Source organism: Streptomyces scopuliridis RB72 (genome assembly GCF_000718095.1).
GTDB classification, from domain to species: Bacteria; Actinomycetota; Actinomycetes; order Streptomycetales; family Streptomycetaceae; genus Streptomyces; species Streptomyces scopuliridis.
Genome location: NZ_JOEI01000016.1, coordinates 49,212 through 74,801 on the forward strand (window position 1 = coordinate 49,212; position 25,590 = coordinate 74,801).

The following is a 25,590-nucleotide window of genomic DNA, read 5'->3' on the forward strand; positions in this document are numbered from 1 at the left end:
GCGACGACCCGCACCCGACCACCGGCCCCGGGCCAAAGACGACCGCACCCCGGACCACGGCCCCCGCCGGGACGCGCACCGCGTCTGGAGATCGGGCTCAGCAAAGACCGACGCCCCCCGCCGGACGGCGATAGGCTCAGGGTTTATGGAGCATGAGGTGTTCGTTCCGGTCACGGCGGAGGCTCTTCGGCAGGCGCTTGGGGATCCCGTTCGCGTCGCTCGTTGTGTGCCTGGGCTTCAGCACGACGCGGAGGAGTCGGCCGGGCCGCTCTCCGGGCGTATGAAGGTGCGGATCGGCGGCCACACGATCACCTACCGGGGCGCGCTCACGCTCGCCGAGCGGGACGGTGTCTTCGAGGTGGAGGGCGAGGGCGTGGAGGTCCGGGGTTCGGGCTCCGCCAAGTTGACGCTCACCGTGCGGCTGATGGAGACGCCGGACGGTACGACGCTCGTCTTCACGGGCGGATCGCGTTCGGAGGGCCGGCTCGCGGAGCTGCCCGCCGAGACGACGACCGCCGCGGCGCGTCGGCTGCTGGACCGTTTCGTCGCGCGGCTGGGGGAGGAATCGGAGCCCCCGGAGGACACCATGCCCGTGGCGGAGGTGCTGCCGGAGTTCGGCCCCGAGCCGCCGGCGCTCGCGATCGACGGGGAGACCGTCTCCGGCGAGGGGGATTTCATCATTCCGGACGAGCCGCCGGCCGAGGCCGCGCATGCGCGCCGCACCATGATCGGGCGCAGCGCCGAGGAAGTGGATCACGCGCCGCCGCGTGGGCGTTACGCGCCCGTGCCCGCGCCCGACACGGGGGGAGCGCGGGCCACGCTGCGCTGGGTCGCGCCCGCCGCCGCGCTCGCGGTCGCCTCCGCCGTGGTGGTCGGACGGGCACTGCGTCGGCGCAAGTAGTGTCGTGGTGTGAGTAGCAGCGAAGAGAGCATCCGACTGGCGGCGGGCGACGCCGAGTTGACCATCACCCCGGCGAACGGCTGCCGGATCGGCAGTCTGCGCATCGGCGGGACCGAACTGCTGCGCCAGGGCGAGCGGTACGGCTGCTTCCCGATGGTGCCGTGGTGCGGGCGGATCGCGAACGGCCAGTTCCGCAACGGCGGGGTCGTCCATCAGATGCCGCTCAACTCCCCGCCGCACGCGATCCATGGCACCGGCCGGGACACGGCCTGGCGTACCGCGCGGGTGGCAGGGAGCGAGGCGGTGTTCACGTACGACCTGGTCGAGCCCTGGCCGTACAGCGGCCGGGTCACCCAGACCTTCGAGCTGACCGAGGACTCGCTGACGCTCGGGCTCGGGGTGGAGACGTACGACACGTCCTTCCCGGCCCAGGCCGGCTGGCACCCGTGGTTTCTGCGCGATCTGGGGGAGAGCGAGGTGCGGGTCGATTTCGACCCGGCCTGGCAGGAGGAGCGCGGGGCCGACCATCTGCCCACCGGCCGCCGGATCACTCCGCGCCCGGGGCCGTGGGACGACTGCTTCGGGATGCCCGACGGTGTCGATGTGACGCTGACCTGGCCCGAGCAGCTGGAGCTGAAGGTCACGAGCCGCGCCGAGTGGGTCGTGGTCTACGACGAGCAGGCCGAGGCGGTCTGTGTGGAGCCGCAGTCGGGCCCGCCGAACGGGCTCAATACCGTGCCCCGGCTGGTCACCCCCGTGGAGCCACTGGAGATCGCCGCGACCTGGCGCTGGCGGCGGCTCTGAGGGGAGCGCCTAAGCTCGTGGGCATGACTGACGTACGGGCTGAGCTGCTGCAACTGATCAAGGACAAGGCCGTGGTGCACGGCAAGGTGACCCTCTCCTCGGGGCTTGAGGCCGACTGGTACATCGACCTGCGCCGGATCACTCTGGATGGTCATGCCGCACCGCTGGTCGGTCAGGTCATGCTCGACGCCACCGCCGATCTGGACTTCGACTGCGTCGGCGGGCTGACGCTCGGCGCCGACCCGGTGGCGACGTCGATGCTGCACGCCGCCGCCGCGCGCGGGCAGCGGCTCGACGCGTTCGTCGTCCGCAAGGCGCAGAAGGCGCATGGCCTCCAGCGCCGGATCGAGGGTACAGACGTCAAGGGGCGCCGCTGTCTGGTGGTCGAGGACACCTCGACCACGGGCGGTTCGCCGCTGACGGCGGTCGAGGCGGTACGTGAGGCCGGCGGCGAGGTCGTCGCGGTCGCGGTGATCGTGGAGCGGGGGGCCGCTCCGGCGATCACGGAGGCGGGGCTTCCGTACCTCAATGTCTATGGGCTGGACGAACTGGGTCTCGGCTGAGCTGGGCTTTCGTCCGGGTGCCGGCTGTTTCACGTGAAACGGCCGGGACCCGGGTGGAGTCCGTACAGGAGTCTGGAAAGATGGGGTGTGACGATGACGTCGCCCCCAGGTCAGGGACAAGCACCTCTCACCCGCACATCACAAGGAGCGGCCCGATGCCCATCGCAACCCCCGAGGTCTACGCCGAGATGCTCGATCGGGCGAAGGCAGGCAAGTTCGCCTACCCGGCCATCAATGTGACCTCGTCCCAGACCCTGCACGCCGCACTGCGTGGCTTCGCGGAGGCCGAGAGCGACGGCATCATCCAGATGTCCACCGGTGGTGCGGAGTTCCTGGGCGGCCAGTACAACAAGGACATGGTGACCGGTGCGGTCGCCCTCGCCGAGTTCGCGCATATCGTCGCCGCGAAGTACGACATCACCGTCGCGCTGCACACCGACCACTGTCCCAAGGACAAGCTCGACGGCTATGTCCGTCCGCTGCTCGACATCTCCGCCGAGCGGGTCGCCGCCGGCCGTAACCCGCTCTTCCAGTCGCATATGTGGGATGGCTCCGCCGAGACCCTCGCCGACAACCTGGCCATCGGTGAGGAACTGCTCGCCAAGGCCGCCGCCGCCAAGATCATCCTTGAGGTCGAGATCACCCCGACCGGCGGCGAGGAGGACGGCGTCAGCCACGAGATCAACGACGAGCTGTACACCACCGTCGAGGACGCGCTGCGCACCGCCGAGGCCCTCGGCCTGGGCGAGAAGGGCCGCTACCTGCTGGCCGCGTCCTTCGGCAATGTCCACGGGGTCTACAAGCCGGGCAATGTCGTGCTCCGCCCCGAGCTGCTCAAGGACCTCCAGGACGGCGTGGCCGCCAAGTACGGCAAGGCCCCGGGCAGCCAGCCCTTCGACTTCGTCTTCCACGGCGGCTCCGGCTCCACGGCCGAGGAGATCGCCACCGCGCTGGAGAACGGCGTCGTGAAGATGAACCTCGACACCGACACCCAGTACGCCTTCACGCGTCCCGTCGCGGACCACATGCTGAAGAACTACGACGGTGTGCTGAAGGTCGACGGCGAGGTCGGCTCCAAGAAGACCTACGACCCGCGCACCTGGGGCAAGCTGGCCGAGGCCGGCATGGCCAAGCGCGTCACCGAGGCGTGCGCCGCGCTGCGTTCCACGGGCACCAAGCTGAAGTAACGCGCGGGAGCGGTGTCTCCCGTACGCCCGGCACCGGTCGCGGTGCCGGGCCCTTCCATACCGTCCGCCGGGTCGCCACCCGGCCGCGTGGCGAGGATGATCCCCGTATGGACATCAGGCTGTCCTCCGCCAAGGGACGCTGGGTCATTCTGACGACGGTGCTCGGCTCCACCATGGCCCTGCTGGACTCCACCGTCGTCAATGTCGCGCTGCCGCACATCGGGAGGTCCCTCAACGCGGATCTCGCGGACCTCCAGTGGACCGTCAACGCCTACATGCTCACGCTGGCCGGGCTGATCCTGCTGGGCGGGTCGCTCGGCGACCGGTACGGCCGGCGGCGGATCTTCGTGATCGGGATCGTCTGGTTCGCGTGCGGTTCGCTGCTGTGCGGGATCGCGCCGAACGCCCTCGTGCTGATCATCGCCCGTGCGTTGCAGGGCGTGGGCGGGGCGCTGCTCGTACCGGGCTCGCTCGCGATCATCCAGTCGAGCTTCCATCCGGACGACCGCGCGCGGGCCGTCGGGGTGTGGTCGGGGCTCGGCGGGGTCGGCGCGGCGGTCGGTCCGTTTCTCGGCGGCTGGCTGGTCGACGGTCCAGGCTGGCGCTGGGTGTTCCTGATCAATGTGCCGCTGGCCGCGCTGTGCGTACCGGTGGCGCTGCGCCACGTACCGGAGACCAGGGCCCCCGGGCACCACGGCCGGTTCGATGTGCTGGGCGCGTTCCTCGGTGCGGCGGCGCTGGCCTTGATCACGTACGCGCTGATCGGCAAGGCGCCCTGGTCGGGGGCGGTGGGCGTGCTGATCGCGGTCGCCTTCGTCCTGGTCGAGCGGCGCAGGGCGGACCCGATGCTGCCGCCGTCGATCTTCGCGTCCCGGCAGTTCACCTCGGTGAATGTGGTGACGCTCTGCGTGTACGCGGCGTTCGGTGGCTTCTTCTTCCTCGCCGCGCTCCAGCTCCAGGTGGTCGTGGGGTACTCGGCGCTGGGCGCGGGGGCGGCTCTGCTGCCGACGACCGTGCTGATGCTGCTGCTCTCCGCGCGCTCCGGCGCGCTGGCGGAGCGGATCGGCCCGCGGCTCCCGCTCACTGTGGGGCCGCTGCTGTGCGCGGCCGGGCTGCTGCTGATGGTGCGGGTGGGCGCGGGCGCCTCGTATCTCGCGGATGTGCTGCCCGCGCTGGTGGTGCTGGGGATGGGCATGGTGACGCTGGTCGCGCCGCTGACGTCGACGGTGCTGGCCTCCGTGGACAACGCGCGGGCGGGTCTGGCCAGCGGTATCAACAACGCGGCGGCCCGCGCGGCGGGCCTGCTCGCGGTCGCCGCGCTGCCGCTGCTGACGGGCACGGGCCCGGAGGCGTACCACTCGGCGACGCAGTTCGACACCACCTTCCGCCGTGCGATGCCGATCTGCGCGGGGGTGCTGGTGGCGGGCGCGCTGATCGCCTGGGCGACGGTACGTACGCCGAAGACGTCGGCCGACCGGATCGAGCCCGAGTGCCGGGTGAGCTGCGGGCTGTCCGCACCGCCCCTGGAACAGCTGGCCAGGGAGGGCGGGGACGGCGGGAGCGGGAGCGGGACCGCCAAGGACGGCACCGGACCGGGTGGGGGACCCGGCAGCGGTACGGGCGGCGGATCCGGCGACGGTTCGAGCGGGGGTTCGGACGGAGGCGGGGACGCGGGGTCCGCGGGGCCGGGGCAAGGCAGACTGTAGGTATGGGTATCCATGAAAACCTCCTGGGGGGACCGCCCCCCACCCAACTGCCCGACGATCCCGAGCCGCGTGAGCTGCTCGCGAACGGCACGCCGCCCGCCGACGTCGCCGCGAAATATCCGACCTCCTCGCTGGCCTGGGCACAGCTCGCCGACGGCGCGTTCGAGAGCGGCCGCGTCGTCGAGTCGTACGCGTACGCCAGGACCGGTTACCACCGCGGGCTCGACTCCCTGCGGCGCAGCGGATGGAAGGGGCACGGCCCGGTGCCGTGGGAGCATGAGCCGAACCGCGGCTTCCTGCGCGCCCTGCACGCGCTCGCCCGCGCCGCGCAGGCGATCGGGGAGCAGGACGAGTACGAGCGCTGCTCGACGTTCCTGCGTGACTCCTCGCCGCTCGCGGCCGACACCCTCGGCTGACCAGCACCCTCGGCTGACCGACATCCTCGGCTGACCGGCTCTCCCTCAGGCGCCCACCAGGCGGCCCCGGCCGGCTCTTCCCTCGCGGCCGGCAGACGGCTGATCGCTGCTTGATCGTTCCGCGACGGAACCTATCGAAGGCCCCGCCCGTCATCCAGGGCGCGGGCCTTCGGTCTGATCGATCGCACGCACCGCAGATCATCAGCCCGCCCCGGCACAGAGGCCCCCCACCCGCGCCTCTCCCCCCAACGCCGGTCGCACCAGGGGAGAAGTCCGTTTTGGGTAAGCGTGCTGCCGTACGCCGAATAGGCCGCCGCGGTCGTGACCGTGTCCGTGGCCGTGTGCGCGGGAGGCGTCGCGGTCGCGGCCGTCCGCTCGCCCGGCTGGTCCTGGCGGGGCTGGGCCTGGTCGCCGTACTCCTCGGCGCCGGCGCCGCCCTCGCCGCCTGGCGGGGCGGCGATACGGGAGACAGCGGGGCCACCACGACCGCCGACGTGATCACCGCGTCCCCCGTCGCGCCCTCCCCGGAACCTCCGTCCCCGGAGCCGCCGCCGTCGTCCCCGCCGCCCAGCGAGCCGGCCGAGGAGGACTCCCCGGAGGCGACGCCCCACGTCCCCGCCTCCGGCCCCGGCACCTTCACCACCGCGCGTGCGCACGGCGACCCTGTCGGCAAGGGACCGCTGCGCCGCTACCGCGTCCAGGTCGAGAACGGGATCGACATCTCCGCGAAGGACGCTGCGGCCGAGATCGAGCGGATACTCGCCCATCCGCGCGGCTGGGCCGCGCACGGCCGGGGCTCCTTCCAGCTGGTCTCCGCGAACGCCGACTTCGTCATCCGTATCGCCACACCCGCCACCGCCGACAAGCTCTGCGGCGCCCAGGGACTCGACACCCACGGCGAGCTGAACTGCGAGACCGTGGACGGTGTCGTGGTCAATCTGCGGCGCTGGGTCCTGGGGTCCCCGACGTTCGACGGGCCGGCCGCCGACTACCGGCATCTGATCATCAACCACGAGGTCGGCCACGAGATCGGCCTGCGCCGGCATCTGGGCTGCTCCGGACCCGGCCGTCCCGCCCCCGTGATGATGCAGCAGATCAAGGGCCTGGACGGCTGCACTTCCAACGCCTGGCCGTACGACAAGAACGGGAAGTACATCACAGGCCCCGAGCTCTGACCCCGGATTATGATGCCGGTAGGGGACCGGGGCTCCGTAACCAACACGGAAGGGGCGGACCGCTACCCGGCAGCACATATCGAGGAGACAGCGATGTCGCACGCCCCCGATGTCCCCGAAGCCGGTTCGGAAGCCCCGAACCTCGACTTCGCCGGGACCACCCCGTACGAGGACTACGTCCAGGCGGACGTCCTCACCCATCTGCAGCACCCGCGCTCCGACGACCCCGGCGAGATGGTCTTCCTCGTCACCACACAGGTCATGGAGCTGTGGTTCACCGTCCTCGTCCATGAGTGGGAGACCGCGTCCCGCGCGCTGCGCGAGGACCGGATCCCGGTGGCGGTCGACGCGCTCAAGCGGTCCGTACGCGAGCTGGAGGCGCTCAACGCCTCCTGGAAGCCGCTCGGCCAGCTGACGCCCGCGCAGTTCAACTCGTACCGCGCAGCGCTCGGCGAGGGCTCCGGCTTCCAGTCGGCGATGTACCGGCGCATGGAGTTCCTGCTCGGCGACAAGTCCGCGTCCATGCTCGTCCCGCACCGGGGCGCGCCGCGCGTCCACGCCGAGCTGGAGAAGGCGCTCCAGGAGCCGAGCCTGTACGACGAGGCCCTGCGGCTGCTCGCCCGGCGCGGGCTGCCGGTGCCCGCGGAGGTGCTCGGCCGCGATCTCGCGCAGCGGTACGAGCCGTCGCAGGCGGTCGAGGAGATCTGGGCCGGGATATACCGCGAGCCCGGTCAGCACACCGAACTCGTCCGGCTCGGTGAGGCGTTGACGGATGTCGGCGAGCTGGTGTGGCGGTGGCGCAACGACCATCTGGTGGCGACCCGGCGGGCGATGGGATCCAAGACCGGTACGGGCGGCTCCGCGGGCGTGGCCTGGCTGGAGAAGCGGGCCGCGAAGAACGTGTTCCCCGAGCTGTGGACGGCGCGCAGCCATGTCTGACGCACACGAGACCGCCGGGACTCCCCGGGAACATCACACGTCCCAGGACAAGTCCCTCGCCGTACAGGCCGCGATGCTCGACTCCGCCGACGAACTGGCCGCACTGCGCGATCTGTTCGCCCTCCACGACGACTCCGTCTATCTCGACGGGAACTCGCTGGGCGCGCTGCCCCGCCATGTCCCCGAGCGCGTCCAGGATGTGATCACCCGTCAGTGGGGCGAGCTGCGTATCCGCTCCTGGACCGAGGGCGGCTGGTGGACGGCGCCCGAGCGGATCGGCGACCGGATCGCCCCGCTCGTGGGCGCGGGGCCGGGACAGATCGTGGTCGGCGACTCCACCAGCGTCAATGTCTTCAAGGCCGTGGTGGGCGCGGTACGGCTGCTGGACCCGGCGGAGCCGGCCAGGGACGAGATCCTCGTCGACGCCACGACCTTCCCCACGGACGGATACATCGCCAGGTCCGCGGCCCGGATGACCGGCCTGCCGATCGTCCCCGTCGACCCGGAGAAGCTGCTCGGCGCGCTCGGGCCGCGTACCGCCGTCGTACTCGTCAACCATGTCGACTTCCGGACCGGCCGGCTGCACGACCTCCCCGGGATCACGGCGGCTGTGCACGAGGCCGGGGCGCTCGCCGTCTGGGACCTCTGCCACAGCGCGGGCGCCCTGCCGGTCGGGCTGGACGCGCAGGGTGTGGACCTCGCGGTGGGCTGCACGTACAAGTACCTGAACGGCGGGCCCGGTTCGCCCGCCTTCCTCTACGTCGCCGAGCGCCACCAGGCCCGCTTCGACTCCCCGCTGCCCGGCTGGAACGCGCACACCGACCCGTTCGCGATGTCCCCGGACTTCACGGCGGCGGACGGCGCGGTACGGGGCCGGGTCGGCACCCCCGACATCCTCTCCATGCTGGCCCTGGAGGCGGCCCTCGACGTCTGGGAGGGGGTGAGCCTGGCGGCGGTACGGGAGAAGAGCCTCGCGCTCACGGACTTCTTCCTGGAGTGCGTCGAGGCGTACGCGCCGCCGGGCCGGGTCCGTTCGCTCACCCCCGCCGCGCACGCCGAGCGCGGCAGCCAGATCGCGCTGCGCTGCGCCGAGGCACCCGCCGTCATGGCGGCGCTCATCGCCCGGGGGATCGTCGGGGATCTGCGCAGGCCGGATGTGCTGCGCTTCGGATTCACCCCGCTCTATACGCGTTTCGCCGACGCGGAACGGGCGGCGAGGGCCCTCGGTGAGGTCCTGACGGAGGTGCCGGCCGAAGACTAGGCCACGGCCTGGGCCACGGCCTGGGCCACGGCCTGGGCCACGGCGCCCCGGCGGTCGCCCGTGCGGCCGCCGGGGATCGGGGTGATCGGGTCCCCGCAGGGCTGATAGCGTCCCCGCTGATCAGGTCAATTCGGCCCCCGTACCGAAAGGTTGGAGCAAGATGCCGGACCCCGCCGCGCACGATGCCCTTGCTCGTGACGCCGCAGAGACCGAATCGGTCTTCTCCCATCCGGTCGTCCGGCCCGATGCCACCGCCGCGTACGGCGAGCACCCTGATCAGGTGATCGACTTCTACGCTCCCCGGGGCAACCAGGAGCGCGTGCCGCTGGTCGTCGTCCTCCACGGCGGCGCCTGGCGCGCGGCGTACGACCGTACGCATATGACCCCGTTCGCGGACTTCCTGGCCCGGCGCGGATTCGCCGTCGCCAATGTCGAGTACCGACGGGGTCCGGCCCTCCCGCAGCAGGGCGGCGGGCCGCCGGTGGCGGGGCGCTGGCCCGAGACGTTCGACGATGTGGCCGCGGCGATGGACGCGCTGCCCGCGCTGGCCGCCGGCGCGCTGCCGCAGGCCGACGCGCGCCGGACCGTGCTGACCGGCCACTCCGCGGGCGGCCATCTCGCGCTGTGGGCGGCGGCCCGGCATGTGCTCCCGGCGGGCTCGCCGTGGCGGCTGCCGCAGCCCCCGCCGCTGCGCGGGGTCGTCGCGCTGGCGCCGATCGCGGATCTCGTACGGGCTGTCGAGCTGGATGTGTGCGGCGGGGCCATCCTCCAACTGCTCGGCGACGAGGAGGAGTTCAAGCAGCGCAGGGAGAGCGCGGACCCGGCCGTGCTGCTGCCGACGGGCATCGCGACGGCGGTGGTCCAGGGCCGTACGGACCTCACCGTGCCGCACACCGTCTCCGAGGCGTTCGTGGACGCGGCGGGGCGGGCGGGCGAGATGGTGGGGCTGACGCTGCTGGAGGAGGTCGGTCACTTCCCGCTGATCGACCCGGCGGCGGACGCGTGCGCGGTGGTGGCGGAGGAGATCGCCCAGCTCGCCTGGTGACTGAGCCGCCCTCCGCGCAGGAGGAGACGCGGACAGAAACCGACCGCAAGTCTTCCTACGGTCTCCCCATGACCAAGAACACCAGCACCAAGAACACCGCGACCAAGAACACCGCGACCAAGAACACCAGCCAGACCGTGCTCGTGACCGGCGCCACCGGAACCGTGGGCCGCCAGGTCGTCGCCGAACTCCTCCGCCGTGGTCACACCGTCCGCGCGCTCACCCGTGACCCCGAGAAGGCGGAGGCCGCCCTCCTCGCACACTTCCCGCCCGGCGTCCCCGGCGTCGAGGTCGTACGGGGCGACCTCGGCGATCCCGCGAGCCTCGTCCCCGCCCTCGACGGCGTCACCGGGCTGCATCTGATCACCTTCGGCGGCGCGATGTTCGCGCCGCTGGAGACCGGACCCGAGATCGTGGAGCTGGCGCGGAAGGCCGGCGTACGGCGCGTGACCGTCCTCTTCGGCGGCGAGGAGACCCCGCTCCAGCGGGCCGTCGAGGCGAGCGGGCTGGACTGGACCGTGGTGCAGCCCGTCGAGTTCATGTCCAACGCGCTGGAGTGGGCCGAGGCGATCCGTACGGAGGACACCGTGCGCGAGCCGTTCACCGGCCGGCTGAGCGCCATGATCCACGAGGCCGACATCGGCGCGGTCGCGGCGGTCGCGCTCACCGAGGAGGGGCACGCGGGCCGTACGTATCTGATCACCGGGCCCGAGACGCTCACCGTCCAGGACAAGGTGGACGCGCTGGCGGCGGCCCGGGGCCGGGAGATCGCGCTCGTGGAGCTGACCGAGGAAGCCGCGAAGGAGCGGTGGCGCGCGGCGGGCCATCCCGAGGACGTGATCGGCTTCCTGATCATGGTGTACCGGGACACCCCGCCCGAGGGCAGGACCGTGGCCGGCACGGTCGAGGAGGTCACCGGCAGGCCGGCCCGTACGTTCGCGGAGTGGGCGGCGGAGCACGCGGCGGCCTTCCGGGCCTGAGCAGGAGACTCCGCGGGACCCGAGACTCCGCGGGACCCGAGACTCCGCGGGACCCGAGACTCCGCGGGGCCCGGGACTCCGCGGGGCCCGGAGACTCCACGGGGGCCGGAGACTCCACGGGGGCCGGGTGCGCCCAGTAGTACCTGGGACGGACGGGCAAGGATCCGCTTCGCTGGTGACGACCCCGTCCCTCCCTCCGCCTACCGTGGCAACGTGACCCAGACAGACACCGGGAAGACCCGGAGCCCTGAGATCCGCTTGGCTGCGGGCCTGATCAGCGGCCTGCGCGAGGACCTCTTCCACGATGCCTTCGCCTACCGTCCGCTCAAGCCCATGCGGACGGACGGCGCGATCACCCGTCGGCTGCCGGGCCGGATACGTGAGTACGCCGCCTGGACCCCGCACGCCGTGATCGTGGCGTGCGCGCTTCTGGTGCTGTTCGTCGGTGTCGCCGACAGCGGCGCTCTGTTCGGCCTTCTCCCGGCGATTCCGGTACTGCTCACCATGGCCAGGCCGATCGGCGCCTGGTGGCTGTCGCTGGGAGCATCCGGCGCGCTGGGTGTCGTGGGATTCGACAGCTGGCCGTGGGGGGCATCCAGTTTCCTCGGGTACCTCACCGTGCTGACGGTGGCCGCGATCCGTACCCACCCGCGCACGGGCGCCTATTTGTGGGTGGCCACGGCGGCGTACGCGTTCTTCATGGAGGTGGTGTTCAACCGCGGCTACGGGTCCGGAGTCTCCGTCTCGATGATCATGCTCTTCTTCTCCGCGATCATCCTGCTGATCGTGACCGTGCTCCACATCCGCCGGGAGGCGCGGCAGGAGGTCGCCGCGCAGCAGAGCGTCACCGCCGTCGAACGCGACCGGCGCACGCTGCTGGAGGAGCGCACCACCATCGCCCGCGAGCTGCACGATGTGGTCGCCCACCACATGTCGGTCGTCGCGATCCAGGCCGAGGCCGCCCCGTACCGTGTGGAGAACCCACCGCCCGAGCTTGAGCAGGCGTTCGCCACGATCCGGGAGAACGCCGTCGCCGCGCTGACCGAGCTGCGCCGGGTCCTCGGGGTCGTACGGGCGGAGGACTACCAGGCCCCCGACGCCCCGCAGCCCACGCTCGCCGATCTCGACGGGCTTCTCGGGAATGTCCGGGACGCGGGGCTGACCGTGGAGAAGGCGATCACCGGATCCGTCCGTACGCTGCCGCAGGGCGTGGAGCTCTCGGCGTACCGCATCGTCCAGGAGGCCCTGAGCAACGCGCTCCGGCACGCGCCGGGCTCGACCGCGCGGGTCGAGATCTCGTACGTACTGGGCGGCCTCGGCCTGCGGATCGTGAACACCCCGCCGCGCGGCCTGGTCAAACCCTCGCCCGGCTCGGGGCACGGCATCACGGGGATGCGGGAGCGTGTCACGATGCTCAACGGCGAGATGACCGCGGACCTCCTGGAGGACGGCGGCTACGAGGTCGCGGCCTTCATTCCGGTGGCCGCCGTGCAGGACGGGGACGCGTCATGACCATCCGGGTACTGATCGTCGACGATCAGGTGATGGTCCGCGAGGGCTTCTCGGTCCTGCTCAACGCGATGCCGGACATCGAGGTCGTCGGCGAGGCGGTGAACGGCCGCGAGGCCGTCGGCCAGGTCGCCGCGCTCCACCCCGACGTGGTGCTGATGGACATCCGCATGCCGGAGCTGAACGGCATCGAGGCGACCCGCGAGATCGTCGCGGCGAACGCTGACGCGAAGGTGCTGGTGCTGACCACCTTCGACCTCGACGAATACGTCTACCAGGCGCTGCGCGCGGGTGCTTCGGGCTTCCTGCTGAAGGACGCCTCGGCCCGTCAACTGGCGGACGGCGTACGGGTGGTGGCCTCCGGCGAGGCGCTGCTCGCACCGACTGTCACCCGCCGGCTGATCACGGAGTTCTCCAAACTCTCGGAAACCCCGCGCGCCCCGGCGATGGCCCGGATAGGCGATCTCACGGAGCGCGAGACGGAGGTCCTGGTGCTGATCGCGCAGGGTCTGTCCAACGCGGAGATCGCCGAGCACCTGGTGGTCGCGGAGTCCACGATCAAGACGCATGTGAGCCGCATCCTGGTGAAGCTGGGCCTGCGGGACCGTACGCAGGCGGCGGTGTTCGCGTACGAGGCGCGGCTGGTGACTCCGGGCTGAGCCGACACCGGGGACCGCGCGGGCCGGGGGTGGCGAGTACCGGTCATTTGATCACTCGCACGGGTGATCGCACCGGAAAGAACCGTTTCGTCCGCTCGGGGGGCACGTCACGCTGGTGTCCGCCTGACAGGAGGTGCACCATGACAGTTATGGCAGAGCGCGCGGTCCAGATGTCCGTCGAGGAGTTCGAGAAGATCGCCAAACTCGTCGAGAAGCAGTCCGACACCGTCAGGTTGGAATTCATCAACGGACGGATCGGGTTCAAGGGCATGACGGACGGCGACCACAGCGAGATCATCAGGTGGCTTCAGGAACGCTGTCTGCAGGCCCGGCCGGACGTGTGGCTATATGCCGGTGGGGAGTTGGGTCTTGAGGTCGAGACCTACCGTAAAGGCAGGGCCAAACCGGATGCGATCCTCGCCCCCAGAAAGAGCTTCCTCGGACAGAACGACTGGGCCGACCCGGCACGTGCGTTGATGGTGGTCGAAGTCACTTCGTACGACTGGGACACGGACCGGCGGGACCGTAAAGAGAAGCCCGCCGCCTACGCTGCCGCAGGCATCCCGCTCTATCTGCTGATCGATCGCGACCACTGCACGGTCACCGTGCACAGTGATCCGGCGGCGGATGGGTACGGCCGTCGCCACGCGGTGGACTTCGGCAAGAAGGTCACGCTCCCCTCCCCGGTCGGCATTGAACTCGACACCGAAGAGCTGGAGGACTACGTCAGCTGACGCGCGTGCCGCTACGCCTCGGCCCGCCCCGTCCACAGCCTGTGGACAAGGCGGGCCGTTGCCCGTCCCAGGTCAGTTCAGCACGTCCCGGCGCCGCAGCCCCGCCAGTCCCGTCCCTACCAGCGCCACCGCCAGCGCCGTCAGCACCACCACCGGCGTCCACGCCATCTCCCCGCCCGGCAGCTTCGGCAGATGTCCGAACGGCGACAGGTTCATCACCGACTGCGGCAGATCCAGCGCCGGGCCGATCCAGCCCAGGGCCAGGGCCAGGCCCGCGACGGCCCAGGCCGCTACGGCCGCCTTCGGGAAGACGCCGTACAGCACGACCGCCAGCGCGCCCAGCACCCAGATCGCGGGCAGTTGGACCAGGGCGGCACCGAGGATGGCCGGGAGGTGCGCGCCGTATCCGAGGAACAGGCCGAGACCGCCGAGCGCCATGATCAGGACCGCGCCGCCGAAGGCGATCACCAGATGGCCGGCGGCCCAGCGGAGCCGGCCGACCGCGCCCGCGAGCACCGGTTCCGCGCGCTGGCCGGTCTCCTCGGCGTACAGCCGCAGCACCGACGCGACCACGTACAGCGCCGCGACCATCCCCAGCATGCCGACCATCGCGGCGAGGAAGGCGTCGGTCAGTCCCTGCTGGCCGCCCATCCGCTGGATGATCTCCTGGGTCTGCTGATTGTCGCCGACCAGATCCGCCGCGCCGTCCGTGATGCCGCCGAACATGATCCCGGTGAGCAGGAAGCCGCTTCCCCAGCCGAGCACGCTGCCGCGCTGGAGGCGCCACGCGAGCCCGCCCGCCGTGGCGAGCGTGCCCGCAGCCGGTCCCGGCCGCGCGGGCAGGAAGCTCATGCCGAGGTCGCGCCGGCCCGCCAGGGTGTACGCGAGGACCGCCTGGGCGCCGATCGCGGCCAGCAGGACCAGCAGCACCCACCAGCGTTCGTCGGCGAAGGCGCGTACGTTCTCGGCCCAGCCGATCGGGGAGAGCCAGGTCAGTACGGACGAGCCGTCGTCGGTCGACGCGTCGCCCGCCGCTTTGAGTACGAACGTGGCGCCGATGACGGCGGCCGTCAGCCCCTTCGCGAGCCGGGCGTTCTCGGTGATCTGCGCGGCGATGGCGGCGGTGCAGGCGAAGAGCATGCCGACCCCGCCGGTCGCGAGGCCGAGCGCCAGCGCGCCGGTCGCGGCCTCCCCGTTGCCGACGAGCCCGGCGGTGACCGCCAGGACCAGCGCGGCGTTGGCGATCAGCGCCGTGAGCAGCGCGGCGGTGAGCGGCGCGCGCCGCCCGACCATCGCGGACGAGAGCATCTCCTGACGGCCCGTCTCCTCTTCCTCCCGGGTGTGCCGTACGACGATGACCAGGCTCATCACGGCCGCGAGCGCGGCCCCGAAGGCGATCATGCGCCAGGAGGTGAGCCCGCCCACGGAGTCGCTGAAGACGGGTCCGTACAGGGCGCGCAGCGAGCCGTTGGCGGACATCGACCGGGTGAGGTCGGCCCGCTTGGCGTCCGTGTCGTACAGCGTCGAAACGGACTGCGTGACGGACAGGAACGAGGCACCGAGCACCAGCACCCACACCGGCAGGATGATCCGGTCCCGGCGCAGGGCGAGCCTCAGCAGCGTGCCGGTGCCGGCCAGCTGACGGGTGCCGCCGGTGCGCGCCATCGGTACGGCCAGGGTGGTGGCGGTCATGACGCGACCGCCCGGCCGGCCGCGTAGGAGTCATCGGCGTCTTCGGCTTCTCCGGCCGCGTAGTGGCGCATGAACAGCTCCTCCAGGGTGGGCGGGGTGCTGGTCAGCGAGCGGATGCCGGACTCGGAGAGCGAGCGCAGTACGGCGTCCAGCTTGTCGGTGTCGACCTGGAGCCTGACCCGCTTTCCCTGGATGTCGAGGTCGTGCACGCCGGGGAGCCGGCCCAGTCCGTTCGGCTCGCCGGACAGCTCCGCGCTCACGCTCGTACGGGTCAGATGGCGCAGCTCGGAGAGCGAACCGGACTCGACGGTCACGCCCTTGCGGATGATGCTCACCCGGTCGCAGAGCGCCTCGACCTCGCTCAGCACATGGCTGGAGAGGAGCACGGTCCTGCCCCGGTCACGCTCCTCCTCGACGCACCGCTGGAAGACCTCCTCCATCAGCGGGTCGAGCCCGGAGGTCGGCTCGTCGAGGATCAGCAGATCGACGTCCGAGGCGAACGCGGCGACGAGGGCGACCTTCTGGCGGTTGCCCTTGGAGTACGTACGCCCCTTCTTCGTGGGGTCCAGCTCGAAGCGCTCGACGAGCTCGTCCCGCCGGGCCGCGTCGAGCCCGCCCGCCCGTCGCCCACCACCACCCTGCCTGACGCGCTTCGCGCGGCCCCCATCACGTAGCCGCCCGTACAGATCGATGATCTCGCCGCCGGAGAGGTTGCGCCACAGGGTCACGTCCCCGGGTACGTAGGCCACGCGCCGGTGCAGCTCGACCGCGTCCTTCCACGGGTCCCGGCCGAGCAGCTGGGCCGCGCCGGAGTCGGCGCGCAGCAGTCCGAGGAGGACTCTGATGGTGGTGGACTTGCCGGCTCCGTTGGGGCCGAGGAAGCCATGGACCTCACCGGTCTCGACGGCGAGGTCAAGGCCGTCCAGCGCGTGCGTCCGGCCGAACGACTTGTGCAGTCCGGCGACGGTGATTGCCTTCGTCATGCTTCGGAACGTACGCTAGTTTCACAAACTTGTGAAGTTAAGGAAGCGTAAAAAGGATTCGGGTTAAGATCGAGGTGGACGCCGAGCAGGGGAGACGATGGGCCGATGACCAGCGAGGACCAGCGCCGGGACGCGAACGGGAACAAGAGCGCGGACGGGAGCGCGGACGGTGCGCGGCGGGACGAGGAAGCCGTTTCCCGCTTCGTGGAGCGCTTCGCGGCCGACATGACCGAGGCCGGAATGCAGCGCACGGCCTCCCGGGTCTTCGCGGCGCTGCTCAGCTCGGACGACGCGAGCATGACCTCCGCCGAGCTGAGCGAACAGCTGCGGATCAGCCCTGCGGCCGTCTCGGGGGCGGTCCGCTATCTCACGCAGGTCAGCATGGTCGGCAGGGAGCGGGACCCCGGCTCGCGCCGGGACCGCTACCGGCTGCACCACCAGCTCTGGTACAACACCTTCGCCCAGCGCGACTCCATACTCACCCGCTGGGAGAACACCCTGCGCGACGGCGCCGAGACGCTCGGCCGCGACACCCCCGCGGGGGCGCGGGTGGCGGAGACGGTCGAGTTCTTCGAGTTCCTCCAGCAGGAACTGCTCGCGCTGATGGACCGCTGGAAGGACCACCAGGAGACCAGGCGCGCGGCGGAAGCGGGCGGCGGAGGCTGAAGCGGGCGGCGGAGGCTGAGGTACGGGGTTATCGTGCCCCCGCCCCCGCCGGAAGCGTCAGCTGCCACGCCCCCGGCCGGAGCGTCCAGGTCCGCGTCCGTACCGGGCCCGTGATCCGGGTGTCCGCGCGGTAGCGGAAGTCCGCGCCCGAGACCGTGACGGACAGCGCGCTGGCGCGCACCGGCTCGGCCGAGGCGTGCGTACGGATCACGACCTCGGCGCGGCCGCCACGGGAGGACACCCGTACGCCCTCGACCGGCTCGTCCAGATCGTTCAGCAGCACACCGTCCGCCTCCACCCTCAGTCGATGGTGCGTATGTGCCGCGAACACATACGGGACCGGCCGTACGAGCGTGCGGACCAGGGAGCGGCAGGTGTGCCAGACCGACCCCGCCGCCGGGGCCGCGCCCGGCGCGCGCGCCGCGGGCAGCGCCGGGATCCGCAGATCCCCCAGCACCACCCCGTCGCTGTCGTCGACCAGCAGATCGAGCTGGCGCGCCGCGCCGTCCAGCACGGCGCGCGCCGCCGCCACCGCGCCCGTGGGCACACCCAGGGAGCGGGCCAGCTCCACGGAGGCGCCGATCGGCACCAGCGACAGCGCTCCCGAGGCCAGCTCCCGTTCCCGGTGGAGCAGGGCGACGGTCCGCAGCAGCGTCCGGTCGTCGCCCACGACCACCGGCCGTCTGCTGCCCCGCCGGGCCAGCGCCCGCGCGAATTCCTCGGGGCCGTCGGGGAGGCAGAACTTCACCGCCGCACCCGCGCTCAGCACGTCCTTCGCGATCCGGACCGATTCGCCGTCGGTCCTGCGGGCGAAGGGGTCGATGACCACCAGAAGCTGTTGCGCACCGTTCTCGGCGGGCTCTGGAGCCGACACCTCGGTCCTTCCTCGGGTAGCATCTTTGTGCAAGAGCCCCTTGCGCTATTGCGCCAGGGGCTTCGTCTATTCCGGGGCATCCGGTTCGACGGTCAGGACCGCGTCGTACAACGTAGTGCGATGTCATACGCGTAGATATGGCGTACACGCGCCGTATGAACGGCGTTTGCGCGCCCCCTGACCTTGGACATGCCCCGCCCGGAAGGGGTGTACGCCTGTGCCCGCACTTGTGCTGCTCGGTGCTCAGTGGGGTGACGAAGGCAAGGGAAAGGCCACCGACCTGCTCGGTGGGTCCGTGGACTATGTCGTGCGCTATCAGGGCGGCAACAACGCCGGTCACACGGTCGTCGTGGGCGACCAGAAGTACGCACTGCATCTTCTCCCTTCCGGAATCCTCTCCCCGGGGTGTACCCCGGTGATCGGCAACGGAGTGGTCGTCGACCCGGCTGTCCTGCTCTCCGAGCTGAGCGGGCTCAACGAGCGCGGTGTCGACACGTCCAAGCTGCTGATCAGCGGTAACGCGCACCTGATCACGCCGTACAACGTAACCGTCGACAAGGTGACGGAACGGTTCCTCGGCAAGCGGAAGATCGGTACGACCGGCCGCGGCATCGGCCCGACCTACGCCGACAAGATCAACCGCACCGGCATCCGCGTCCAGGACCTCTACGACGAGTCGATCCTGGAGCAGAAGGTCGAAGCGGCGCTGGAGTCCAAGAACCAGCTGCTCGCCAAGGTCTTCAACCGGCGCGCCATAGAGTCCGGCAAGGTCGTCGAGGAGCTGCTGACGTTCGCGGACCAGCTCAAGCCGTACGTCGCGGACACGACACTGATCCTCAACAACGCCATCGACGAGGGCAAGGTCGTCCTCTTCGAGGGCGGCCAGGGCACGCTGCTCGACGTGGACCACGGCACGTACCCCTTCGTCACCTCCTCCAACCCGACGGCGGGCGGCGCCTGCACGGGCGCGGGGGTGGGGCCGACGAAGATCAGCCGGGTCATCGGCATCCTCAAGGCGTACACGACGCGCGTCGGCGCCGGACCGTTCCCGACGGAACTGTTCGACGAGGACGGCGAGGCGCTGCGCCGCATCGGCGGCGAGCGGGGCGTCACCACGGGCCGCGACCGCCGCTGCGGCTGGTTCGACGCGGTGATCGCGCGCTACGCGACGCGGGTCAACGGCCTCACGGACTTCTTCCTCACCAAGCTGGACGTGCTCACCGGCTGGGAGCGGATCCCGGTGTGCGTGGCGTACGAGATCGACGGCAAGCGCGTCGAGGAACTCCCGTACAGCCAGACGGACTTCCACCACGCGAAGCCGGTGTACGAGTACCTGCCGGGCTGGTCGGAGGACATCACGAAGGCGAAGACCTTCGCCGACCTGCCGAAGAACGCGCAGGATTACGTGAAGGCGCTGGAGGCGATGTCGGGAGCGCCGATCTCGGCGATCGGCGTGGGTCCGGGCCGTACGGAGACGATCCAGGTCAACTCGTTCCTGTAGGAACGGGGTTGGGGTAAGGCCCGGTTGGGGTAAGGCCCGGTTGGGGTAAGGCCCCTCGGGCCCCAGGGGCTCCCGGGGCCCGGTCACACCATCCCGGCGTAGAGGAAGTCACCGGGCTGCGCGGGGTCGGCGACCAGGAGGACCTGGTCGCCGGCGCGCGGGATCGCGAGCTTCGGCACGACGGCCCGGAGCGTGACGTGGCCGTGGCCGTGGCCGTGGCCGTGGCCGTGGCCGTGGCCGTGGCCGTGGCCGTGGCCGTGGCCGTTGTCGTGGTTGGTGGCTCCGGCCGGCTGGACGACCAGGTCCACGACGGGATCGAAGTTGACCAGCTGGCCGGTGTCGCTGATCGATACGACGACAGCGACGGTGGTGGGCGCGCCCATGGCGATCAACTGCTGGACGTGGGCGCCGGAGTTGTACGCGCCGGGTGGGTGGGGCGCGGTGGTGGAGTGGGGCGGCCCGGCACCGGCTCAGCGTCTGACCGCTGTGGGGGGGGGCTGGGATTCATGCCCCGCTGTTGGCCGTTCGTTGCCGAGTGCGGGTCAGGACCGAGAGGTATCCGGGGTGACCCGGAAGGTTCGATGGCGGGTGGGGGCCGCCCCTCAGGCTTCAGTTTCGCGGTTCCGGGTCGGGCGTCAAGGGCGCTCCTTCGTCGCGTCGGCAAGCCGATGACCTCCGGTCACCCTTGACTCCCGACCCTCCACCGCAAGTGCAGCTTTGTGGAGGGGCGGCCCGGGGGGAGGGGTCCCCGGGGGGCTGAGTTGGTGGGGCCGGTCCGTTCCCGGCCTGCTGGCCGGTGGTGGGGGCGCGGTAGTGGTGTGGGGCGGCCCGGCACCGGCTCAGCGAGCTGATGTGGGTGGGTAGTTGGGGCGCATGCCCCGCTGGTGGCGGTCCGTTGCCGACCACCCCTGCAATCTGACCCGTATGTCCCGGCTTGGCGAGGTGTTCCGGGGCTCCTCCGGGCGGTGATGCGTCCTGGCGCCAGGTAACCGGGCAGCGGGGCACATCACGGCCTCTCAGCGGCCCACTCGGCGCCTCACCAGTCACACCCACCCCACCACCCACACGCCCTCACCAGCGGGGCATGAATCCCAGCCCCTCACATACGAACAGTCGCTGAGGCGGGGCCGGGCCGCCCCATTCCACTGATGCGCCCCCACCACCGGCCAGGAGGCCGGGAACGGACCCCAGGAACAAGGGAGCCTCCCCGGGGACCCCTCCCCCCGGGGCCGCCCCTCCACAAAGCTGCACTTGCGGTGGAGGGTTGGGTGTCAAGGGTGGAGCGAAGCGGAATCGGCGCAGCCGACGCGACGAAGGAGCGCCCTGGGGTGCGCGGGGATGACCGTGTCGACGTACGCCGTGGTGTAGAGCGCGACGTCGACGGTCCCGGTCCGGTTCGTCAGACGATGACGGGGACGGTCTCGGCGCGGTTGGTGGACCAGTTGGTGACGATGGGCTTGTCGACGGTGGCCGTGTCGGGAAGCTTGAGCTCGGCCGGGTCGGGGTCCTCCTCGGTGGTGGCGATGATGACGTTCTCGAATTCCTTGCCGTCATTGTTGTTGGTGGTCTTGGGGCTGATGCCGGTGTAGGCAACGGCGGAGCCGGTGAGCTTGATGGGGTCTTCGCCACCCTGTCCGACGGGGGAGGCGACGCCGTCGGCGCCGGAGCCGAAGGACACGCTGGGAGTGTTGATGTCCAGGTAGCAGGTGATGCCGGACTTGGCCTTGGCGGTGACGAGGTAGTAGCCGCCGGCCTGGGACTCCGAGGTGACCGTGAAGTCCAGGTCGTTGGTGCCGCAGGACTGCCCGTAGCCGCTCTTCCCGGCGTCGCCGGAGTCGGTCTTGTCGGTGGAGCCGCTGGAGTTGGAGCCGCCGGTGGACGAGCCGCTGGTGGAGGGGCTGTCGCTGGAGGAGCTGTCGCTTCCGCCGCTGCCGGCGGAGGAGGCGGCGGAGGTGGCTGCGGAGTCTGCGGCGCCGTTGTCTTCGGGGCCGCAGGCTGTGGTGGTGGCGGCGAGGGCCGTCACGGCCGCGGCGGCCAGGACGAGACGGGCGGAACGGGCGGCGAGACGCGAACGCATCATGATCTCCAGCGGCTGTCGGTTGCGGTGTTTCCTGCTGACACCGATGACACTAGGGCCGAGTCGATCCTGAAATGATCCTGTGGATGTCCGGGTTCTGTCTCAGCAACTTCGGTTCCAAAAAACGGCGTTGGGTTGCACCAAACCCCAGCTCAAGGGGCATGTCCCGCCGTCGACGGCCAGGACCCCGGTGCGGGGCCGGACTACGGCCGGCCCCGCTCCGGGTTATTCGGCCCAGCTGAGGAACCGTGCCCAGGCGTCGGGGGCGACGGCGAAGGTGGGGCCTTCGAGATTCTTCGAGTCACGGACGTGGACGGAGTGCGGGCAGGTGGCGACCTCGACGCAGTCGCCGCCGCTGTCGCTGCTGTAGCTGGACTTGCGCCAGTCGAAGGCGACTTCGATGCAGTTCCCGCCGCCGCTGTCGCTGTAGCTGGACTTGAACCACCGCAGGGTGCTGCTCATTCCTGGTCTCCTGCCAACCGCTCGATGAGGCCCAGCGATTCGCGAGGACCCAGGGCCTGTGACCGGATTTTCGCATAACGCTGGGCGAGGGTGCTCACCTTGGCAGGGTCGCTGATGAGCAGGCTCTCGCCCTGGATCTCAAGGAAGGCCAGGTGGTCGTGGTCTGGAGTCTCCAGCAGATTCATTTCGCCACGGTCCCCCGCGTGCTCGCCGCTCAACCCGCAGTCAAGGGGTAGCACTTGCAGCGTAACGTTGCGGCGCTTCGCGCACTCTGTGAGGTGCAGCATCTGTTGGCGCATGATCTCCTTGCTTCCGATCGTCCGGGTCAGGGTGGACTCCTCCAGAACCAGTTCGATCAGCGCCACCGGCTCCCTGTCGAAGAGCGCCCTCCGCGCCATCCTGACCTCCACCAATTCCTCCACTCGCTGATCGGGCAGCGGTGGATACCCGCCGCCGATCAGCGCCCGCGCGTACTCCTCTGTCTGGAACAGACCATGGATGGCGAACGTCGCGTACAGCTGTAGTCCCACCGCCTTCTGCTCCAGCAGCACATAGTCCTTGAACTGCTCCGGATACTTGTCCAGCCGTACATACTCCCGCGCCTGCTCAAAGATGCCCATCCCCTCCCCGAGCACCCGCTCCAGCGCCACCAGCATCTCGTCACTCGCCGGCTGCGCGCACGTCTCCATCGCGCTCACCGCCGCACCCGAGAAACCGAGCTCTTTTCCGAGCTGTTCCTGCGTCAGCTTTCTCTTGATGCGCATCCTGCGGGCGACATCAGCCACCAATCGCGTCGCAGGACCCGCCGTTTCCTTGTTTTCCGCTCGCGCCATCGCGATCACCTTTTCGACTCAACCGGACTCAACCGGTCACAACCGAGACTTACGGAATTCCACCTTCCGCAAAGGACGTTCGGGCAGGTCAACCCCTGTCCGACGTACCCCGTGCAGACATGGAAAACGCTAGCCAGCGAGGACCAGAATGTCCCCATGGATGCGACAACTCGCCAATTAGGTGACATCGATTGGATTCCGGCCTCTGGATTCCAACTTCGTAAAGCGGGAGCCCGTTTCGATGCCGTGAGGGTCGACGCGGATGACGGCCGCCGTCTCGCCGACATGCTGGAGGCGCTCTGCGGCGGTGAACCCGGGCCGGTGGTCAGTGAGGCGAATGGGCGGCGGGGAATGTATTTCCTGCTGCCGCCGGGAAGTACGGCCCACCGTTCCTGGCCGCCGGGCGTGCAGCGGTTCAACTCGGCGCGGAATACGGTGAGTTACGTACCGGTGCCCGCGCTGTCGGGGCGTACGTGGCCGCTTTCCTGGTACTTCCCGCCCACGGCCCGCGACCGCTTCGTCCACCCCCTGCTCCTGCTGAACGCCTCGATCGCCCTCCTCAGCGAACCGCCGGGCCGGGACGTCCTGGAGACGATCGGTTTCCGCCTCTCCACGCTGGACGTTCACGACCGCGACAGCTAGTTCTCCTTGGCGTACGTCAGGGACTCGCCGCTCGTCGTCACACGGCGCAGGTTGCCGTCCGGCTGGATCGTCAGCTCCGTGGCGGTGCCGGGGGTGCAGGAGGACATGGGCTGGCCGGTGGTGACCTTGGAGGGGCCGATCCGCAGTGGCTCTTCCGGGGACGGTGCCGAGGCCAAGGCGGCCTCGAAGACGCAGTGGTACGTGCCGTCGCCGGGCGGCCCGTCCGCTGTCAGGGAGAGGATCGTGTCGCCCACCTTGCCCTGCTGGATGACGAGTCGGCGGGTGCTGCGGCCCGTGGCGGTTTCCAGCCCGCCCGTCCAGGTGCCCAGATACTTCGTGGGCACCTCGCCCTCCTTCGTCGTCTCGTCGGAGGGGGTGGGGGACGGTTTCGACGAGGGGGCCGCCGGATCGTCGGCCGTGGGTGTCGGGTCGGCGGTGCCGCTGACACGCGTGTTCTTGTCGTCCTGCGTGCCGTCGCCGTCCATGAAGGCGTACACCGAACCGCCCGCGCCGATCGCGACGACCACCGCCACGGCGATCAGCGCGACCGTGGCGCGGGTGCTGCGCGGCGCGGGCTGGGGCTCCGAGGGTGCGACGTACGTCGGGGCCATGCCGTACGGAGGGGTGGGGCCGAAGGACGTGGGCTGCTGCGCATGGTGCTGTGGGTGCTGCGGGGGCTGTGGGTGCTGGGCGTAGTACTGCTGGGGAGGGGGCGGCAGCGGTCCGTACCCCGGCTGCGGATAGCCGTACGGTTGCGGTGCTGGTGCTGGTGCTGGTGCTGGTGCCGGTGCCGGTCCCGGTCCCGGTGCTTGGTTGGCGGCCGGGGCCGGAACCACCGGAGCCGGCTTCGGAGTCGGGGCAGGAGCCGGCGGAGTCGGCGCCAGCCGCAGCGTCTGCTCCGACGGCACCTCCGGCCTCGACTTCGATCCCTCCGGTCCCTTCTCCGGCCCCTTCTCCGGCCCCGGTCGCCGCATCTGGCCCGTCGGATCCTCGTGCTCCAGCAACTCCACCGCGTGCCGACCCAGTTGGGCCAGCAGCCCGCCCGGCAGCCACGGTTCCCCGCCCGGTCCCGCCCCCGAGTCCGCCGCCTCGCCCACCCGGGCCAGTACGTCCCGTGTCGTCGGCCGCGCGGCCGGGTCCTTCTCCAGGCAGCCGCGTACGAGCTCGGTCAGGCCCTCGGGCAGGCCGGTCAGGTCCGGTTCCTCCTGCGCGATACGGAACATCAGCGCGTGCACACCCGTGTCCGCCGTGCCGAACGGCAGCCGGCCCGTCGCCGCGTACGTCAGGACCGAGCCCAGGCAGAACACATCGCACGCCGCCGTCACGCGGTCGCCCCGTACCTGCTCCGGTGCCATGAACCCGGGCGAGCCGATCAGCGAGCCCGTCCGGGTCAGACTCTCGTCGGCGACCGTCTCCAGCGCGCGGGCTATGCCGAAGTCGATGACGCGCGGCCCGTCGATCGTCACCAGCACGTTGGACGGTTTCAGGTCGCGGTGGATGAGGCCCGCCGAGTGGATGTCCTGGAGCGCGTGGGCGAGGCCCGACGCGAGGATACGAACGGAACGTTCCGGCAGCGGACCGTGACCGCCACCGGCCGCGTCCCCGGAGCCGCTGCGCCCGCCCGATACGACGGTGTGGAGCGACGGGCCCGCGACATATCCCGTCGCCAGCCAGGGCACCGGCGCCTCCGTATCGGCGTCGAGGACCGGCGCCGTCCACGTGCCGCCGACCCGTCGCGCCGCCGCGACCTCCTGCCGGAACCGGCTGCGGAACTGTTCCTGCTCGGCCAGTTCCTGGTGGACGAGCTTGACGGCGACCGTACGGCCCCGGTCGGAGCGCGCCAGATAGACCTGGCCCATCCCGCCCGCGCCGAGGCGCGCCAGCAGCCGGTAGGCGCCTATGCGTTGCGGATCGTCAGCTGCGAGTTTTTCCATGGCCGGCCGGCCCCTCCCCGTCGTCACGCCTCGGATCATCTCGCATG

Annotated in this window: 24 protein-coding genes and 1 pseudogene; 17 read left to right on the forward strand and 8 right to left on the reverse strand. The window is 70.8% G+C overall.

What is annotated here, in order from left to right; all coding sequences use genetic code 11:
- Window positions 1-145: 145 nt before the first annotated feature.
- From IF11_RS0120890 to IF11_RS0120955, 14 genes are all read left to right on the forward strand, one after another.
- Window positions 146-901, forward strand: coding sequence for an SRPBCC domain-containing protein (locus IF11_RS0120890; RefSeq protein ID WP_030353189.1), 756 nt, complete (start codon window positions 146-148; stop codon window positions 899-901).
- Between the two features lie 9 nt (window positions 902-910).
- Window positions 911-1,705, forward strand: coding sequence for an aldose epimerase family protein (locus IF11_RS0120895; protein WP_030353190.1), 795 nt, complete (start codon window positions 911-913; stop codon window positions 1,703-1,705).
- Between the two features lie 23 nt (window positions 1,706-1,728).
- The gene (gene pyrE, locus IF11_RS0120900; RefSeq protein WP_030353191.1) at window positions 1,729-2,268 is read left to right on the forward strand and encodes an orotate phosphoribosyltransferase; all 540 of its coding nucleotides are present in this window, start codon (window positions 1,729-1,731) and stop codon (window positions 2,266-2,268) included.
- A gap of 155 nt (window positions 2,269-2,423) precedes the next feature.
- Window positions 2,424-3,455, forward strand: coding sequence for a class II fructose-bisphosphate aldolase (fbaA, locus tag IF11_RS0120905; protein WP_030353192.1), 1,032 nt, complete (start codon window positions 2,424-2,426; stop codon window positions 3,453-3,455).
- A 107-nt stretch (window positions 3,456-3,562) separates the two neighbouring features.
- On the forward strand, window positions 3,563-5,161 hold the full coding sequence (locus IF11_RS0120910; protein WP_078490813.1) for an MFS transporter: 1,599 nt from the start codon (window positions 3,563-3,565) through the stop codon (window positions 5,159-5,161).
- Window positions 5,162-5,163: 2 nt separating this feature from the next.
- Window positions 5,164-5,577, forward strand: a complete 414-nt coding sequence (locus IF11_RS0120915; RefSeq protein ID WP_030353194.1) for a DUF3151 domain-containing protein — start codon at window positions 5,164-5,166, stop codon at window positions 5,575-5,577.
- A 341-nt stretch (window positions 5,578-5,918) separates the two neighbouring features.
- Window positions 5,919-6,752 (forward strand): DUF3152 domain-containing protein, encoded by an 834-nt coding sequence (locus IF11_RS0120920; protein ID WP_240627808.1) that lies wholly within the window; start codon window positions 5,919-5,921, stop codon window positions 6,750-6,752.
- A 93-nt stretch (window positions 6,753-6,845) separates the two neighbouring features.
- On the forward strand, window positions 6,846-7,691 hold the full coding sequence (locus tag IF11_RS0120925; RefSeq protein ID WP_030353196.1) for a tryptophan 2,3-dioxygenase family protein: 846 nt from the start codon (window positions 6,846-6,848) through the stop codon (window positions 7,689-7,691).
- A complete protein-coding gene (kynU, locus tag IF11_RS0120930) occupies window positions 7,684-8,952 on the forward strand; it encodes a kynureninase (RefSeq protein ID WP_078490814.1) in 1,269 nt (422 codons plus the stop codon). The genes IF11_RS0120925 and kynU overlap by 8 nt, the downstream gene beginning before the upstream one ends.
- Window positions 8,953-9,112: 160 nt before the next feature.
- The gene (locus tag IF11_RS0120935; RefSeq protein ID WP_030353198.1) at window positions 9,113-9,997 is read left to right on the forward strand and encodes an alpha/beta hydrolase; all 885 of its coding nucleotides are present in this window, start codon (window positions 9,113-9,115) and stop codon (window positions 9,995-9,997) included.
- 68 nt (window positions 9,998-10,065) lie between these two features.
- Complete coding sequence (locus IF11_RS0120940) at window positions 10,066-10,977, forward strand: NmrA family NAD(P)-binding protein (protein ID WP_078490826.1); 912 nt, start codon at window positions 10,066-10,068, stop codon at window positions 10,975-10,977.
- Between the two features lie 213 nt (window positions 10,978-11,190).
- Entirely contained in the window at window positions 11,191-12,489 is a 1,299-nt protein-coding gene (locus IF11_RS0120945) for a sensor histidine kinase (protein ID WP_037728198.1), read from the forward strand.
- Entirely contained in the window at window positions 12,486-13,145 is a 660-nt protein-coding gene (locus IF11_RS0120950) for a response regulator (RefSeq protein WP_030353201.1), read from the forward strand. The genes IF11_RS0120945 and IF11_RS0120950 overlap by 4 nt, the downstream gene beginning before the upstream one ends.
- Window positions 13,146-13,285: 140 nt before the next feature.
- Window positions 13,286-13,879: a Uma2 family endonuclease gene (locus tag IF11_RS0120955; protein WP_030353202.1), complete on the forward strand. Its 594-nt coding sequence runs from the start codon at window positions 13,286-13,288 to the stop codon at window positions 13,877-13,879.
- A gap of 72 nt (window positions 13,880-13,951) precedes the next feature.
- Here IF11_RS0120955 and IF11_RS0120960 read toward each other — a convergent pair whose 3' ends face one another.
- Complete coding sequence (locus IF11_RS0120960) at window positions 13,952-15,571, reverse strand: ABC transporter permease (RefSeq protein WP_030353203.1); 1,620 nt, start codon at window positions 15,569-15,571, stop codon at window positions 13,952-13,954.
- Window positions 15,568-16,554 carry an ABC transporter ATP-binding protein gene (locus tag IF11_RS0120965; RefSeq protein ID WP_030353204.1) on the reverse strand — a complete coding sequence of 329 codons (987 nt, stop codon included), beginning with the start codon at window positions 16,552-16,554 and terminating at the stop codon, window positions 15,568-15,570. Before IF11_RS0120965 ends, IF11_RS0120960 begins: the two co-directional genes overlap by 4 nt.
- A gap of 105 nt (window positions 16,555-16,659) precedes the next feature.
- Here IF11_RS0120965 and IF11_RS0120970 point away from each other — a divergent pair, with 105 nt between their 5' ends.
- Window positions 16,660-17,220, forward strand: coding sequence for a GbsR/MarR family transcriptional regulator (locus tag IF11_RS0120970; RefSeq protein WP_051746099.1), 561 nt, complete (start codon window positions 16,660-16,662; stop codon window positions 17,218-17,220).
- Between the two features lie 28 nt (window positions 17,221-17,248).
- Here IF11_RS0120970 and IF11_RS0120975 read toward each other — a convergent pair whose 3' ends face one another.
- Complete coding sequence (locus tag IF11_RS0120975; RefSeq protein WP_030353206.1) at window positions 17,249-18,094, reverse strand: diacylglycerol kinase family protein; 846 nt, start codon at window positions 18,092-18,094, stop codon at window positions 17,249-17,251.
- A 217-nt stretch (window positions 18,095-18,311) separates the two neighbouring features.
- Here IF11_RS0120975 and IF11_RS0120980 point away from each other — a divergent pair, with 217 nt between their 5' ends.
- The gene (locus IF11_RS0120980) at window positions 18,312-19,595 is read left to right on the forward strand and encodes an adenylosuccinate synthase (RefSeq protein WP_030353207.1); all 1,284 of its coding nucleotides are present in this window, start codon (window positions 18,312-18,314) and stop codon (window positions 19,593-19,595) included.
- Window positions 19,596-19,678: 83 nt separating this feature from the next.
- Here the strand turns inward: IF11_RS0120980 and IF11_RS0120985 are convergent.
- The 4 genes and pseudogenes from IF11_RS0120985 to IF11_RS0121000 all read right to left on the reverse strand — a co-directional run.
- A pseudogene (locus IF11_RS0120985) lies at window positions 19,679-20,020 on the reverse strand (hypothetical protein); the annotation flags it as partial.
- A 974-nt stretch (window positions 20,021-20,994) separates the two neighbouring features.
- The gene (locus IF11_RS0120990) at window positions 20,995-21,672 is read right to left on the reverse strand and encodes a DUF4232 domain-containing protein (protein WP_030353209.1); all 678 of its coding nucleotides are present in this window, start codon (window positions 21,670-21,672) and stop codon (window positions 20,995-20,997) included.
- Between the two features lie 225 nt (window positions 21,673-21,897).
- Window positions 21,898-22,134, reverse strand: a complete 237-nt coding sequence (locus IF11_RS0120995) for a DUF397 domain-containing protein (protein WP_030353210.1) — start codon at window positions 22,132-22,134, stop codon at window positions 21,898-21,900.
- On the reverse strand, window positions 22,131-22,967 hold the full coding sequence (locus IF11_RS0121000) for a helix-turn-helix domain-containing protein (RefSeq protein WP_030353211.1): 837 nt from the start codon (window positions 22,965-22,967) through the stop codon (window positions 22,131-22,133). Before IF11_RS0121000 ends, IF11_RS0120995 begins: the two co-directional genes overlap by 4 nt.
- A gap of 156 nt (window positions 22,968-23,123) precedes the next feature.
- Here IF11_RS0121000 and IF11_RS0121005 point away from each other — a divergent pair, with 156 nt between their 5' ends.
- Window positions 23,124-23,609: a hypothetical protein gene (locus tag IF11_RS0121005; protein WP_051746101.1), complete on the forward strand. Its 486-nt coding sequence runs from the start codon at window positions 23,124-23,126 to the stop codon at window positions 23,607-23,609.
- Here the strand turns inward: IF11_RS0121005 and IF11_RS0121010 are convergent.
- Entirely contained in the window at window positions 23,606-25,543 is a 1,938-nt protein-coding gene (locus IF11_RS0121010) for a serine/threonine-protein kinase (protein ID WP_030353213.1), read from the reverse strand. The genes IF11_RS0121005 and IF11_RS0121010 overlap by 4 nt on opposite strands.
- Window positions 25,544-25,590: the final 47 nt, after the last annotated feature.